General features: G+C 70.2%; 9 protein-coding genes and 1 pseudogene. 6 read left to right on the plus strand and 4 right to left on the minus strand.

Features of this window, described 5'->3' with window-relative positions:
* Positions 1-135: 135 nt before the first annotated feature.
* The gene (locus ABZT12_RS36800; RefSeq protein WP_356393466.1) at positions 136-822 is read left to right on the plus strand and encodes a hypothetical protein; all 687 of its coding nucleotides are present in this window, start codon (positions 136-138) and stop codon (positions 820-822) included.
* The gene (locus tag ABZT12_RS36805; protein ID WP_356393415.1) at positions 714-1,037 is read left to right on the plus strand and encodes a helix-turn-helix domain-containing protein; all 324 of its coding nucleotides are present in this window, start codon (positions 714-716) and stop codon (positions 1,035-1,037) included. The genes ABZT12_RS36800 and ABZT12_RS36805 overlap by 109 nt, the downstream gene beginning before the upstream one ends.
* A gap of 243 nt (positions 1,038-1,280) precedes the next feature.
* On the opposite strand, the gene ABZT12_RS36810 is transcribed toward ABZT12_RS36805, so the two are convergent.
* The 3 genes and pseudogenes from ABZT12_RS36810 to ABZT12_RS36820 form a co-directional block, all read right to left on the minus strand.
* Positions 1,281-3,503: an FUSC family protein gene (locus ABZT12_RS36810; RefSeq protein WP_356393418.1), complete on the minus strand. Its 2,223-nt coding sequence runs from the start codon at positions 3,501-3,503 to the stop codon at positions 1,281-1,283.
* 234 nt (positions 3,504-3,737) lie between these two features.
* Positions 3,738-4,912 (minus strand): annotated as a pseudogene (locus tag ABZT12_RS36815) (glutathione-independent formaldehyde dehydrogenase).
* 303 nt (positions 4,913-5,215) lie between these two features.
* Positions 5,216-6,337 carry a hypothetical protein gene (locus ABZT12_RS36820; protein ID WP_356393421.1) on the minus strand — a complete coding sequence of 374 codons (1,122 nt, stop codon included), beginning with the start codon at positions 6,335-6,337 and terminating at the stop codon, positions 5,216-5,218.
* Between the two features lie 378 nt (positions 6,338-6,715).
* Between ABZT12_RS36820 and uvrA the strand changes: the two genes are divergently transcribed.
* A complete protein-coding gene (gene uvrA / locus ABZT12_RS36825) occupies positions 6,716-9,184 on the plus strand; it encodes an excinuclease ABC subunit UvrA (protein WP_356393424.1) in 2,469 nt (822 codons plus the stop codon).
* Between the two features lie 112 nt (positions 9,185-9,296).
* Positions 9,297-9,995: a LysR substrate-binding domain-containing protein gene (locus ABZT12_RS36830; RefSeq protein ID WP_356393427.1), complete on the plus strand. Its 699-nt coding sequence runs from the start codon at positions 9,297-9,299 to the stop codon at positions 9,993-9,995.
* Here ABZT12_RS36830 and ABZT12_RS36835 read toward each other — a convergent pair.
* On the minus strand, positions 9,878-11,644 hold the full coding sequence (locus ABZT12_RS36835; protein ID WP_356393429.1) for a helix-turn-helix domain-containing protein: 1,767 nt from the start codon (positions 11,642-11,644) through the stop codon (positions 9,878-9,880). The genes ABZT12_RS36830 and ABZT12_RS36835 overlap by 118 nt on opposite strands.
* 283 nt (positions 11,645-11,927) lie before the next feature.
* Here ABZT12_RS36835 and dnaK point away from each other — a divergent pair, with 283 nt between their 5' ends.
* Positions 11,928-13,832 (plus strand): molecular chaperone DnaK, encoded by a 1,905-nt coding sequence (gene dnaK, locus ABZT12_RS36840; RefSeq protein WP_356393432.1) that lies wholly within the window; start codon positions 11,928-11,930, stop codon positions 13,830-13,832.
* Between the two features lie 8 nt (positions 13,833-13,840).
* Positions 13,841-14,452, plus strand: coding sequence for a nucleotide exchange factor GrpE (locus ABZT12_RS36845; RefSeq protein WP_356393434.1), 612 nt, complete (start codon positions 13,841-13,843; stop codon positions 14,450-14,452).
* The last annotated feature ends 4 nt before the right edge of the window (positions 14,453-14,456 follow it).

A 14,456-nucleotide genomic window follows, 5' to 3' on the forward strand; every position in this document is an offset into this window, starting at 1 on the left:
CAAGCGGCGACAAGCTCACAGCCATACCCGCAACCCCTGGGCTTCCCCGATCCTACGAATGATCAGATCCGACCCGCTTGAAAGGTAGGACAAGCTGAGTATCACCTCTTCCAGATCACAGACCCGCAAGGGCCCGTGGCCGACGATCTCGACGCAACCCAGAACGGGCTCGTATCCGCTGTCGGCGGCGTCGTCGAGGTGGCGACCGGGATCCACACCGGCAGCGTCCGTGTCACGGTCGAAACGCACTCACAGCTACCCGACCCTGCTCTGGGCTGGGAAGAGATCGCTGAGATGCCATGCCATTCCCCCTCCGGGGAAGTGCTGGTGACGCTGATGATGGACGATCCTGCCGATCTGCCCTCGCTGCCGTCCCAGGGACCGGGCCCCTACCGGCTGCGCGTCCACGCGCTCGGCAGAGACACGGCTGTCGACGAGAGTACGGATGACGTCGTGGAGTCCTACCTGATCCAAAGCTGGCCCGCCGCCCACCAGGACGCCCTCCTGGTCAAGGCGACCGACGCCTACGGACCCAGGTACGAGCCCGAGAGACCGGTGACACCATCGTCATCGACCACGAGGACTCACTCGACACCCAGACCGGCCGGGAACGCGACATCCTGCGCCGGGCCGGACACGGCGACTACTCCTACTGACCTTCTCGGGTTGTTGTCGGGGGTGACGTCGTGTGATCCATGCGGTATGCCGGTGGGATGCGGTATGCGCAGGGTGGAGGTCTTATTGCTGAGCGGCAGGCTGTCCGTGCGGGGATCCGGCTGGAGGCCGGGGAGCGATTCTCCCGGGGTGAGAAGTCCGCGGTGATCGCCAGGGATCTGCGGGTGAGCGAGCGATCGGTGCAACGGTGGCGCCGGGCCTGGCGTGAGGGCGGGACAGCGGCCCTGAAGTCGTCGGGGCCCGCGAAGCTTCCCAAGCTTTCCGATGCACAGTTCGTGGTGCTGGAGGGCGAGTTGGCCCGGGGCCGGCCGCCTTCGGATGGGATGACCGGCGGTGGACGCCGGAACGCGTCAGAACGGTGATCGGCCGCCAGTTCAAGGTCAGCTGGGACTTTTGGGACAGCCCCGGACCGACTTCTGCCGGGCCTTGGGTGGCCGCGCTGGCCGCGCTGGCCGCGCTGGCCGCGTAGGGTGAGGACACCTACCAGACCAACGCCCGAACGCTGCGGCTGTTCTTCAACGACGCCGCGGCGGCTGAACCGCCCGTCACCGCGACGAGGCAGATCACGATGGAGTGGTGGAAAGGCGCCCGACGCGGCCGGGAGACTACTTGCCGCTCCAGGAGGCGCGGCGCTCCCCATGGCCGACTTCGTCACCCACCCCGGTGCGCGGTGCTGATCCGTCACCTTCCGCTGCCACGGCCGCCCGCACCCGCTGCTCCTCGCGAGCAGAGCCGACGTCCCGTTCCAGGGGTGTGTGACTCACGGCCGTCGCGAGGTCTTCCAAGGCCCGTTTTTGCAGTTCCGCCTCGCGCCGCACGACCGGGCTCCGGTTGCCGGCGGCAGCGTCCTCCCACGCGTGGAGCGCCTCCTCCACACGCTCCCAGTCTGGATTCCTGTGCTCGCGCACGTCGACTGCTGCCTTCGCGGTGTCCGTCTCCAGGGCCTCGGCGAACCGCTCCGCCTCGGGGACGAAACGGCTGTCGGCCCGCGGGACGTGGCTCTCCATGAGCATCACCGCCCGGCCGAACCCCTTCAGTGCCTCTTGCGCCTCCTTCGCCTCACGCGACGTCAGACCCCTGGGGCGGACCGGTTCCTGCCTTGCCCGGTCGTATGTCTCCTGCCAGGCGGCACGTGCATCCCTGCTCGCCAGCAGTGCCCTGCGCATGTCGGCGTGATGCTCCTGGGTCGGTTCGGCGTAGCTGCGGAGCACCGCGGCCGCGTAGCGGCCGTTGGCGGCGAGCCAGTCCGCAAGCCGGCCCGGCAGCCGGGGCGTCTCCCACGCGGGGAACACCACGTAGGCCAGCATTGCCAGGGCCCCGCCGAGCAGGGTGAGCACCACCCGCTCCGGGACCGTCTGCTCCCACGCCTGACCGCCCATGCCGAGCAGGAAGACGACGTACGCGGCAGTGAAGCACTGGGAGTAGGCGTAGCCGGTACGGATCAGTGTGTACGACAGGCCCGCCGAGATCACCGCCAGCGCGCCGAACACATGGGCGTCCGGGCCCAGGGCCCGCACCATCCCGGTGGCGAGCGCGACCCCCGCCAGGGTCCCGGCGAAACGGGCCACCGCGCGCGCGTACGTCCGGTGGAAGTCCGGCCGCATCACCATCACCGAGGCGATGGGCGCCCAGTAGCTGTGGCCCAGGGGCAGCCGGGTGGCGATCAGGTAACCGAGCGTGGCCACTGCCGCCAGGCGCACGGCGTGCCGGAACACGGGCGAGTCCCGCCGGAGCTCACGGCGGACCGCCCGGACGACGACCGGGACCAGCCGGAGCATTGTCGGGCGCACCAGGAACTGGGCGCCGGCAGGGCCGGGCGGTGTAGGCGTCCTCCCGCGCGCGCCGCCGCTCCCGGCGATCTCCAGCGCCTCGCCGAGCAGTTCCACGAGCCGCTCGGCGGCCTGCCGCGCGGGCCCCTCCAGCACCTCGTGTTCCTCGTCGACACGCAGGACGTCCGTGCTCCCCGGCCGTACCTCGGCGAGACTGCCGCGGCGGATCGAACGGGCGGCCGCATCCAGGACGTCGGCGGCCGCGTCGAGCAACTCCCGCGCGCGGTCCCGCCCGGGTCCCTCAGCTGGGGCGCCGACGTCCGGGTCGGCGAGCGCGGCGACGACCGGCCGAATACGCTCGGCGAGTCCCCGGGGGCCGTGCAGGGCGGGGGGACGGGTGCGGGCCTGTGATGGCGTCACGGTGGCCGCGTCCCTGGCCGTCATCAACGGCTCCGGGTCGAACGGGGCCGTCGGGTCGTGCCGCAGCCGGCGGGCGTAGTCCGCCACTGCGGCCAGGGCGTCGGCGAGCGCGTCGCGATGCGCCCCCCAACGGCGGATCGGGAACAGTAAGATCAGCACGGCCTGCACCACGCCCCCGAGCGCGATGACCCCGGCGTGTTCCAGGGCTCGCCCGACGCTCGTGGGCAGGGTGATGGTCACCAGCATGCTGCCGACCGTCGTTGCTGCGACGATCCCAGCGGTCGATCCGACAGCCCACGCCATCCCCGCGGCGAAGGCCCATACGGCCAGCAGTGGGAGGAACGTCACGAGTCGCCCCGCCGCCAGGTAGCCCACGAAGGTGCTGAGCGCCAGACTCGCGCCCGCGCTGAGCGCGATCACCTTGCGTGGACGCCAGGTGCGCTGGAAGGTGGCCCCACCCGCGGAGTAGGCACCGAGGGCGGCGGACGCGGCGTACGCAGGGGAGACGAGCCACAGCGCCGACCCGATGACGATCGCCATCCCTGCGGCCGTGCGCAGCGCAAGCAGGGGCTCCAGCCGCGTCTCCTCGATCGTGAGCCCGGATCGCACGACCTCTCCGAAGGCCCGCAGCCACGTCACGGGTGTGAGCCTAGCCGGAACACCCTGCCGGGTCGCATCGGCCTGATTGAGGTGCGGCAACCGTCGGGCAGGGAAGCCTCCTACCCGCCCCGCGAACAGGCCGGCGGCCGCAGCCGCTGGACGGGGTGCAGCCACTGCGGACACTGCTGAGCGTCCGCCGTCCGTCCTACCGGGAGCGCGGCGATCGTCCCCAGCCCCGGCCGGAGGACGGGCGGGACGGCGGCCCCGGGTCGCCTACCGCTTGTGGCCGTTCCCGTGTCCGTTCGGGTGCAGGACCACCTTGGTCCAGCCCTCGTCACGGGCGTCGAAGTGCTCGTAGGCGGTGGGGGCCTCGTCCAGACTGAGTTCGTGGGAGACGACGAAGCTCGGCTTTGCCTTCCCGCCAGCGATCAGATCCCGCAGCGCCCGGTTGTACCTCTTCACCGGCGCCTGCCCGGTGCCCATGCGCTGGCCCTTGAACCACATCATGCCGAAGTCGATCGGGACCTTGCCCCGCGCTTCCAGCTCTCCCTGGGCCTCCGCGCCGCCGGGGTCCTCGGGCAGGAACACGCCCACCACGCCGATGTCGCCCGTGAACCTGACCGAGTCGATCAGTCCGTTGAGCGTGAGGCTGGCGTCCTCATGTCCCTCGGGGTCGTGTGCCTGGTAGCCGACGCATTCACAGCCGTTGTCGGCGCCCAGACCGAGGGTGGCCTCCTTGACGACCTCCGCCGGCTTCTGCTCGGCGGTGTTGATCGGGATGGCCCCGATCTCCTCGGCCTTGCGCAGCCGGTCTGGCTGGTGGTCGGCTACCCACACGCGGCCGGCGCCCTTGAGGAGGGCGGAGTAGGCCGCCATCTGCCCGACGGGACCGGCCCCGAAGACGATCGTCTGGTCGCCCGGTTTGACGTGGGCCATCTCGGTGGCGTGATAGCCGGTGGGGAAGATGTCGGCGAGCATCACGTAGTCGGTCTGCCGCTCGGCGGCGTCCTCGCCCAGACGCAGCGCGTTGAAGTCGCCGTAGGGCACGCGCAGCAGTTCCGCCTGGCCGCCCTGGTAGGGGCCCATGTCGGCGAACCCGTAGGCGGCTCCGGCAAGGGCCGGTTCCGGCTGCATGGTCAGGCAGTAGTTGGTCAGACCCCGCTCGCACTGCTTGCAGAAGCCGCAGGCGATGTTGAAGGGCAGGACCACATATTCGCCGACCTGGACCTTGCGGACGGCCGAGCCGACCTCCACGACCTGGCCCATGTTCTCGTGTCCCAGGGTGCGGCCGGACTCGAACGAGGTGCGGCCTCGTACATGTGCAGGTCCGAACCGCAGATGTTGGTAGCGGTGATCTTGACGATGATGTCGCAGGGGTGTTCGATCTTCGCGTCCGGTACGTCCTTCACTGTGACCGTTCGCGGTCCTTCGTATACAGCTGCTCTCATGATGCTCCTTAGGTGCCGCGGCATGACCGCGGCACGGCGGTGAGTGGAGAGGATGCGAAGCCTGACGCCCGTGAGTTCATACGGCAGGGCCCCTGGCTCCGGTCTCTGAAAGCCGTTCACCGGCTCGGTAACGCCCGGCCCGCCGCCGGGCCGCAGGCAGTGCTCCGGTGCGTCGGCGGCGTACCTCCGAGTCCCCGCCTGCCCCCACGCAAAACAGCCGCGCACCGACCGATCGGCGGAATCTTCGTACACGGGCGACCACCAACCACCAGGCGCCAACGAATCTCCGACCCGGGTCACCAGCTAGTCGCCGTTGTCGTCCTGGAGCATGTGGCGGCGCTCCTGTTCGCGCTTGGAGTAGGCGGCTGCCCGGATCGCCTCGTCGCTCTCCAAGCCTGATCCCAGCGCCCCGCCCACCGTGGCGACCGAAGCGACGAACCAGGACAACGTCCAGTATTCCGCGGCGTGAAGCGGAGTTCGTGTCGTGGAGGCGAACACTTGGCCGTTGAGGATGAACAGAGCCCACACCAAGTTGATGACGATCAAACCCGTGTAGCAGACAAGCACCCCGATACCCACGGTCATGATCGTCGAGGTGTTGTAGAGCCTCGCCCTTTGTCTCGCCTCAGGCGAGCGCTCCGCAGTTCGATGCCACAGCTGCGCGTCCACGATCAGCCAACCGATCATGAGCGCGACAGACCCGACCGTGGCGATCACGAGGCGCGGCGCGCTCAGGGACTCGGCCAGGTTCCAGATGGTCGAGTTCACGGTGGCGACTGCTCCCGTGGCGAGTGCGGCCGCCAGGGCTTTCGACAAGCCCGGCACCAAGCGCCACGGTCGGTTGGCGCGGACCATGCCGACGAGCACCTTCAGGTAACCGCGCGGCCCGCTGACGACGTACCGAAGATCAACGGTCTCCTCCTCACCGACCCGGCCCTGGTGAATAGGCGCGAAACGACTGACGAAGGGAGCCGGCAACGGCTGAACCTGCGTGGGTTCCTCCGCCCCGGTGGCCCGCCGACCCGCCAAACTGAGCACGGTTTCTTCCACGGCCCGCCGGGCCCTGGTCTGCAGCCGTAGGCCCCCCAGCGTTGGAAGAGACAGCAGTGCCAACCCGTGTTCGTGACTCAGATCCACCACGAGCTTGAGCCCGTGTGAGTGCAGCGGAAGGTCGGTGAGGGCCACGACGATGTCCCAACTCTCCGCTCTTCCGCGGTCCATGATCCGGCGCATCAAGGTGGTCGGGTCCTCGGTCCCTGCGGTGAAGGGCTCACTGACCACCTCGACCTCGAACCGTCGCCTCTGGCCTGACTTGTCGGCGAGCCGAGCGGGAAGTGTCCGGGCCATGCGCTGCGCGATCTCCGTGGGCGCGTCGGGATCCGCCAGGAGAGCCACGACCGTAACGCCCTGAGACGACACCCGCATGACTCCTTCTCGTCGGCTGCCCCTGCGATCGCCCGTGCTCACAGGATGCTCCTGAGGTGTAGCCGACGCCGCGTGACACGCTGGCCCCTCCCGGCAGGTGCAGGCGGTACGGTCAGATCTGCTCGTCCATCCCGTGCAGAGCCTGCTCTACCACCGGGCCAGGGTTGCGTGCGCCACCGCGGACTCACGCTCCGCTCCACCCCGGTCGGCACCGCGAAGAGATCGCTCGGCAGCAGGCCCGCCTCCTGTTCAACCTCGTCACGCCGCCCAAGGCCGTGTATCGAAAATGGATCCGGGACACTCCGGAGGCTCGTGTGAGCGGGGCCCGGTGACGGCGCCTGTCGCGCGGTTCCCGGCGCGATCAGGTAATCAGGAACGGTGGACAAGGACGCGACCGACCCCTTCGTGCATGTCCGGGGCGCCAGTGAGAACAACCTGAGGAGCATCGATGTCGACGTTCCGCGGGACGCGATGGTCGCCTTCACCGGCGTCTCCGGTTCGGGCAAGTCCTCGCTCGCGTTCGGCACACTCTACGCGGAGGCCCAGCGCCGCTACTTCGAGTCCGTGGCACCGTACGCCCGAAGGCTGTTGCAACAGGTCGGCGCACCGCACGTGCAGGAAATCACCGGACTGCCGCCAGCGGTGGCCCTGCAGCAGCGACGCGGGTCGCCCAGCTCGCGCTCGACGGTCGGCACCATCACCACGCTGTCGAATCTGCTGCGCATGCTGTACTCCCGCGTCGGCACCTATCCGCCCCGGGCCGCACGCCTGGAAGCCGAGTCGTTCTCACCCAACACCGCAGCCGGCGCCTGCCCGGAGTGCCACGGACTGGGCGTCGTGCACGACGTCGCCGAGGATCTGCTCGTCCCGGACCCCTCGCTGAGCATCCGCGAGGGGGCGATCGCCGCCTGGCCGGGCGCCTGGCAGGGCGCCAACCTGCGTAGTGTCGTGAGCGGTCTGGGGATCGACATCGACCGACCATGGCGCAGGCTCAGGAAGAAGGACCGGGACTGGCTGCTGTACACGGACGAGCAGCCCTCCGTGTACATCGAGCCGGAGGAGGACCGCGTCGACTACGGCTACCAGGGCAAGTTCTGGAGCGCCCGCAAGCACGTCATGCACGTCCTCGCCGACTCCAAGAGCGAGAAGATGCGCGAGCGGGCGCTCCGGTTCGTCAGGAGTGTGCCCTGCCCCGAGTGTCACGGCAGCGGACTGCGGCCCGAGGCGCTCGCCGTGACCTTCGCCGGACGGTCCATCGCCGAGGTCAACGCGATGCCGCTCACCGAGGTCGCGGCGCTGCTGCGGCCCGCCGCGGGGCGGTCCGAGGCCGACGCCACCACGTCGACCGCCCGATCCGGGGAGACGACCGAGGTCGCGGTCCGGATCTGCGGCGATCTGGTCGCGCGGGTCGAGGTACTGCTCGACCTGGGCCTCGGATATCTCGGCCTCGGGCGCCGCTCGACGACCCTGTCGCCCGGCGAGGCTCAGCGCCTACGGATTGCCACCCAGCTGCGCTCGGGGCTGTTCGGCGTCGTCTACGTCCTCGACGAACCCTCCGCGGGCCTGCACCCGGCTGATGCGGAACCGCTGCTGGACGTGCTGGACCGCCTCAAGGCGGCGGGCAACTCACTGTTCGTCGTGGAGCACGACATGGACGTCGTACGGCGGGCGGACTGGGTGGTCGACATCGGCCCCGGCGCGGGTGAGGGCGGCGGACGCGTGCTGTACAGCGGCCCGGTCGCCGGTCTTGAGCGGGTCGGGGAGTCGGCCACGAGCCAGTACCTGTTCGGGCGCGCCCAGCCGCTCGGTCACCGCCCGCGCACACCGCACGGCTGGCTGCACCTGAGCGGCGTCTCCCGCCACAATCTGCACGACGTGTCCGTCGACGTACCGCTCTGCGTACTGACGGCGGTGACGGGCGTGTCCGGTTCAGGGAAGTCGACGCTGGTGACGCAGGTGCTCGCCGAGGTCGTCCGCGGCCACCTCGGACTCGCACCCGAGGAGCCCGACGAGGCGCAGCTGGAGGTCGACGTCCAGGACGCGTCGGGGGTCGAGTCGTTCGACCGGCTGGTCCGGGTCGACCAACGGCCCATCGGCCGAACTCCCCGGTCCAACCTTGCCACGTACACGGGGATGTTCGACGCGGTGCGCAAGCTGTACGCGGCGACGGACGAGGCCAGGGCGCGCGGCTACTCGGCCGGACGGTTCTCCTTCAACGTGCCCGAAGGGCGCTGCGAGACCTGCCAGGGCGAAGGATTCGTCGCGGTCGAACTGCTGTTCCTGCCCGGCACCTACGCGCCGTGCCCGACCTGCCAGGGCGCCCGGTACAACGCCGAAACGCTGGAAGTCACCTACCGCGACAAGAACATCGCGGAAGTGCTGGACCTGTCCGTCGACGCCGCCGCCAAGTTCCTGTCCGCCGTCCCGGCCGCCTCCCGCAGTCTGGAGACGTTGCGCGAGGTGGGACTGGGGTATCTGCGGCTGGGGCAGCCCGCGACGGAACTCAGCGGTGGTGAGGCGCAACGCATCAAACTGGCCACCGAACTCCAGCGAGCCCGCCGCGGACACGCGCTCTACCTGCTCGACGAGCCGACGGCGGGGCTGCACCCCTCGGACATTGCGCTGCTGCTGCGACAACTGCACCGGCTCGTCGACGCCGGCAACACGGTCGTCCTCGTCGAGCACGACCTGGACACGATCGCCACCGCCGACTGGGTCATCGACCTCGGGCCGGGCGGCGGCGACGCGGGCGGGCGGGTGGTCGCGGCGGGCCCGCCGCGCAAGTTGGCGAGGGCTCGCCGCAGCGCCACCGCGCCCTATCTCGCGGCCCGGCTCGCGCGCTCCTGATGACGGCGTGAGGGGCGCGCATGTTGCAGCAGGTCCGGATCACTGGAGCGGGCGCGGTGCTGCTGCGGAGGCTCAGGCCACCCTCCACGCCGCCCAGGCGGCCCAGGACGCCATGCGCGCCGCGCAGGACACGCTGCGCGGCACGGTGGATGTCGGTGCCATGGCCTCGGTCGAGGGGTGGTGGATCCTGTCTGCGCTCCTCGGGCATCTTCCCGCGCGGCATCCAGCGATTGACGTCCGGCTGCGGCGGGCGACGACCGGACCGGCGGGACTGGCGCACGCACTGCTCAGCGGGAACCTGGGCGTGGCTTTCCTATCGTTGCCCGAGCACAAACCCGCCGGGATCGACGCACGGGAGCCGGCCACCGTTCCGCTCGTCCTGGTGGTGAGCGCCGCCCATCCGCTCGCGCAGCGGGGAAAGGTGGCACTTGCCGACCTCGCGGGGGAGCTCTTCGTGGACTTCCCGCCGGGCTACGGCAACCGCGAGGTGGTCGACCGGGCGTTCGCGGTGGCTGGCGTCGTACGCCGGGTTGCACTGGAAGTGCCCGACATCGACATGGGGGCGGCACTGGTGGCGCGACGCGACCTCCCTGGATCGAACCGAGGAAGGGCCACCCACCCACCACAGCTCTGTGACATCGCAGCCCACCCAACTGCTGCCGCCACCGATCGCACGAAAGTTCTAACGAGGCATCAGCCGGGGCCGCCCAGCACGATCTTCCACACTCGGGTCGCCACCTGGAGGTTCAGCCGGTCCTCGACGTTCGCGAGGTCGTTGCCGCTGATGTCGCGGATGCGCTGGAGCCGGTAGCGAAGCGTGCTGCGGTGGATCGCGAGGGAGTCCGCGGTCTCGTCGTAGTTGCCGCCGCAGTCGAAGTACCGGGACAGGGTCTCCACCATGGCCGTGTGGTGCCGGGAGTCGTAGTCGATGAGCTGCCCGAGCCACTCCTGGACGAACGTCTCCAGTTCCCGGTAATCATTGCCAGGCCCCAGGATGCGGTAGAGGCCGAGCTCGTCGAAGAACGTCGTGCCGTAGCGCTCGCGGGAGTGGCGGCGCACGTCCATGGCGCGCCGCGCCTCCTCGTAGTGGTGGGGGATGTCGTCCAGGGAGTCGCAAGGGGCGCTCACCCCGATCGTCCCGGACCGGGTCCCGGTCTCCCGGGCGAGCGCCTCGTACAACGCGCGGGCGTGCGGCCTGTCGTCCGCGACCAGGACCACGTGGTCGGAACGCCGGGTCAGCAGCGAGCGCATGCCCACGCCAGAGGCCGCCTGTCCCACGGTCTGCGCGAAGGAATCGTCCGCAGTCCGGTTCGGCCACTGCACCACGACGATGTAGTGGCTGCGGTGCAGGTCGTGTCCGACTGCCTCGTACCGGGCGTTGGCGCTCGCTTCGTCCGTCCCTGCCAAGAGGTCGTCGACCAGCTCGCGGTGCAGCCTCAGTTCCACTTCGGCCAGATTGCGCAGGTGCGCCAGCTCCGGGGCGAGCGACGCGGCGGCGTGTTCCAGCGCGAGTACGGTGTGCTCGTCGGCCTCGTCCCGGGCATCGACCAGGGCGAGCACGCCCAGGATCTCGCCGCGCGGGCGGACCAGGGTGATCAGCCGGTCCTTTATCCGCACCGGCCCGGCCTGACGGGCGACGGCGTTCAGCATTTCGTCCTGGCGCACGGGGTCCGGCTCGGGATAGGGGTCGGGGCGGCCGGGGCCGGTCCACGACCTCAGCCGACCGAAGCGGTCCTCGACCAGCGCGGGGAGTCCAGTGAGCGTGTGCAGTGTGCGGGTGATGGCTTCCTCGCCGCCGCCCGAGGCAGCGACGTCGGCCATGAGCGCGTGAACGGCCCGCTGGTACCTGAGCTCGGCCACGACGGAGATCAGCTGCCGCTGGAGGGTCGTGCGTTCGTCCCTCAGTCGGTGCAGCTCCAACGCTTCCTCGCGTTGGCGTCGGTATGCGAAGGCGACTGACAGTGCAGCAGCGGTGTGCCGGACGAGCTTGGCGAGCAGGGATTGCTCGGCCTCGGATGGCCGGGAGCGGGACGTCACCACGAGGTAGCCGTGGAGTCCCTCAAGTCCGCGTAGCCCCAGGGCCCGGCCCCAGGGCCTGCCGGGTACGGTCACAGGGCCGTCCTGCCCGGCCAGCTCCCGCACCCTCCGGCCCACAGCCGAGGCATGCGTCTGCCCGTTCCTCGGGCTGGGCACCAGGTCGCCGTCCACCTTGAGGTATCCGGCCTCGGCGCTGTATGGCCCTGCGGCGGCTATGTGGTCCATGGCCAGGCGCAGGATCTCGCCTTCGTCCGGGGTGTCGAACAGAGCGCGGGAGAGCACCATCAGTTTGCGGAGGGCCTGATCGGCCGGGGTTGGAGCGGGTGGGCGAGGCGCTGTCCGCGCAGCCGCGAGGTGCCGCCGGCCGCTGCCCTCGCGGAGGCTGCCCTCCCGGTACAGGTGGTGCGCCCGGATGCTGGCCATCGGATCACTCCGTTCTCCTCGAGCCTACAGCCGAGGGGTGGTACTCCCTCCCGTCCGGCTCGTCCGAGATGTTCGGATTCCTCCTCTCGTACTCGTGGGGCGACCGGAGCCGTGCATTCCTGACTCGCCAGGCGCAGGCGTGGAGCCACCCGGTTCGTCACCCTGGACAGTGCTCGAGACCCTCCGTGCGCACAGGCAGGAAACCGGCGGAGGTCCCACCCCCTACCTGAAACGAACGTGATCCGGAGAGCCGACGCAGGCGCCGTACCGGGAGGAGTTCCTCATGGCCAAGGCAGTGGGCATCGACCTGGGCACGACCAACTCGGTGATCGCCGTGTGGGAGGGCGGCGAACCGTCCGTCGTGCCCAACAGTGAGGGCAACCGCACGACGCCGTCCGTGGTGGCCTTCACCGACACCGGCGAGCGACTGGTGGGCCAGCTGGCCCGGCGCCAGGCGATCCTCAACCCGAAGGGCACCATCTACTCGGCCAAGCGGTTCATCGGCCGGCACTACGACGAGATCTCGGACGAGGCCAGGGCGGTGGCGTACGACATCGTCGAGGGCGACGGCGGGGCGGCCCGCTTCAAGGTGCGGGACAAGCTCTACGCGCCCGAGGAGATCAGCGCACAGGTGCTGCGCAAACTCGCCGACGACGCTGGCAAGCAACTGGGGGAACGGGTCACGGAGGCGGTCATCACGGTGCCCGCCTACTTCAACGACGCTCAGCGCACCGCCACCAAGGACGCCGGACGGATCGCCGGACTGGAGGTGCTGCGGATCATCAACGAGCCGACGGCGGCCGCCCTCGCGTACGGCATGGACAAGAAGCGGCACGAGACCGTCCTCGTCTTCGACCTGGGCGGCGGCACCTTCGACGTGAGCATCCTCGACGTCGGCGACGGCGTGGTGGAGGTCCGTTCCACCGCCGGCGACAGCCACCTGGGCGGCGACGACTTCGACCGGCGTCTGGTGGATCACTTCGCGGACGACTTCCAGAAGGAGAACGGCATCGACCTGCGCAAGGACCCGCAGGCGCTGCAACGACTCTTCGAGGCGGCGGAGAAGGCCAAGACCGAGCTCAGTTCGGTTACGCAGACCCAGGTCAGCCTGCCGTTCATCACCGCTGACGCGGTGGGGCCCAAGCACCTCACGGACTCGGTCATGCGGTCCACGTTCGAGCAGATCACCGGTGACCTCGTGGAGCGTTGCCTGGGACCGGTCCAGCAGGCCATGGCCGACGCCAAGGTCGGCGAGAGCGACATCGACGAGGTCATCCTCGTGGGCGGTTCCACACGTATCCCGGCGGTCCAGGCCCTGGTCCGCCGGCTGACCGGCGGCAAGGAACCCAACATGAGCGTCAACCCCGACGAGGTCGTGGCCCTGGGCGCCGCGATCCAGGCCGGGGTGCTCAAGGGCGAGGTCAAGGACGTCCTGCTGCTCGACGTCACCCCCCTGTCGCTGGGCGTGGAGACGCGTGGCGGAGTGATGACGAAGATCATCGAGCGGAACACCACCATCCCGGTCCGACGCAGTGAGACCTTCTCCACCGCCGAGGACAACCAGCCGGCCGTCGATGTGGTGATTCTCCAGGGGGAGCGAGAGCGGGCCGCCGACAACCGGGTACTCGGCCGGTTCCAGCTCACGGACATCCGGCCGGCGCCGCGGGGCGAAGCACAGATCGAGGTCACGTTCGACATCGACGCCAACGGCATCCTCAACGTCACCGCGCGGGACAAGGACACCGGCAAGGAACAGGGCATCACCATCAGCGAGAGCTCCAACCTCGACCGCAGCGAGGTCGAACGCATGGTGCAGGAGGCCGAGCGCAACCAGGGTCAGGACCAGGCCCTGCGCGAGGCCGTCGACGCCCGCAACGAGCTCGACGCCGTCGCGTACCAGGTCGAGAAGCGCCTCGCCGAACTGGGCGACGCAGCGCCCGCGCACGAGAAGGCACGCGCCGAGATGCTCGTGTCCGACGCCCGGGCCGCGGTCAAGGAAGAGGCGGGCGTGGAGCGGGTGCGGCCCCTGGCCTCCGAACTCCAGCAGGTGCTCGCCGGGCTGGTGGCCCACCAGGGCGCCGCCGCCACGGGTGGTTCCGGTCAGGACGCCGCCACCGGTGGTCCCACGAGCGGCGGTGGCGGTGGCGGGGACGACGATGTCATCGACGCCGACTTCGACAAGGACTGAGGCGCCCTATGCCCAGCCACCCCCAGGAATCCGACCGGGCCGCGACGGATCCGGTCGAACCGGTCCCGGAAGGCGCCGTACGCCACCCTCGCGGGGACCTGCCGCACTCGAAGCCGCCGCCCCGGCCGCTGGCAGCGCACGACAAGCCGGGACCCGACGCCGCGGGCCCCGCGCCTGCCGAGGACGAGTACGCGACCGCGATCCAGGAGCTGGAGGACCGCTGGCGGCGCGCGCTCGCAGACCTCGACAACCTCCGCAAGCGCCACGCCAGGGAACTGCAGCGGGAGCGGACGGTCGAGCGTTCCCGTACGGCCGCTGCCTTCCTGCCCGTTGTCGACAACCTCGAACTCGCGTTGACCCATGCCGGCGCCGACCCCGGCGCGATCGTGGAGGGCGTTCGCGCGGTCCGCGACCAGGCGGTGAACGTTCTCGAAGTGCTCGGTTACCCGCGGCACGCGGAGACCGGCGTCCCCTTCGACCCGGCCCGGCACGAGGTGGTCGGCGTCGTCCGGGACCCCGCCGTCGAGCCGGGCACCGTCGTCGAGGTGCTGCGCCCCGGCTACGGGGACGGCGAACGGCAGCTCAGGCCCGCCGCCGTCACCGTCGCGAAGCGGGAGTGACGGG

The organism is Streptomyces sp. NPDC005423 (assembly GCF_040606415.1).
Classification (GTDB): domain Bacteria; phylum Actinomycetota; class Actinomycetes; order Streptomycetales; family Streptomycetaceae; genus Streptomyces.

Excerpts from the sequence above, each read along its gene's own strand:
- ABZT12_RS36805 (WP_356393415.1), top strand. The coding sequence starts at position 714 with ATGCGGTATGCGCAGGGTGGAGGTCTTATTGCTGAGCGGCAGGCTGTC.
- ABZT12_RS36820 (WP_356393421.1), bottom strand. The coding sequence starts at position 6,337 with ATGCGGGTGTCGTCTCAGGGCGTTACGGTCGTGGCTCTCCTGGCGGAT.
- ABZT12_RS36830 (WP_356393427.1), top strand. The coding sequence starts at position 9,297 with ATGCGCGCCGCGCAGGACACGCTGCGCGGCACGGTGGATGTCGGTGCC.
- ABZT12_RS36835 (WP_356393429.1), bottom strand. The coding sequence starts at position 11,644 with ATGGCCAGCATCCGGGCGCACCACCTGTACCGGGAGGGCAGCCTCCGC.
- dnaK (WP_356393432.1), top strand. The coding sequence starts at position 11,928 with ATGGCCAAGGCAGTGGGCATCGACCTGGGCACGACCAACTCGGTGATC.
- ABZT12_RS36845 (WP_356393434.1), top strand. The coding sequence starts at position 13,841 with ATGCCCAGCCACCCCCAGGAATCCGACCGGGCCGCGACGGATCCGGTC.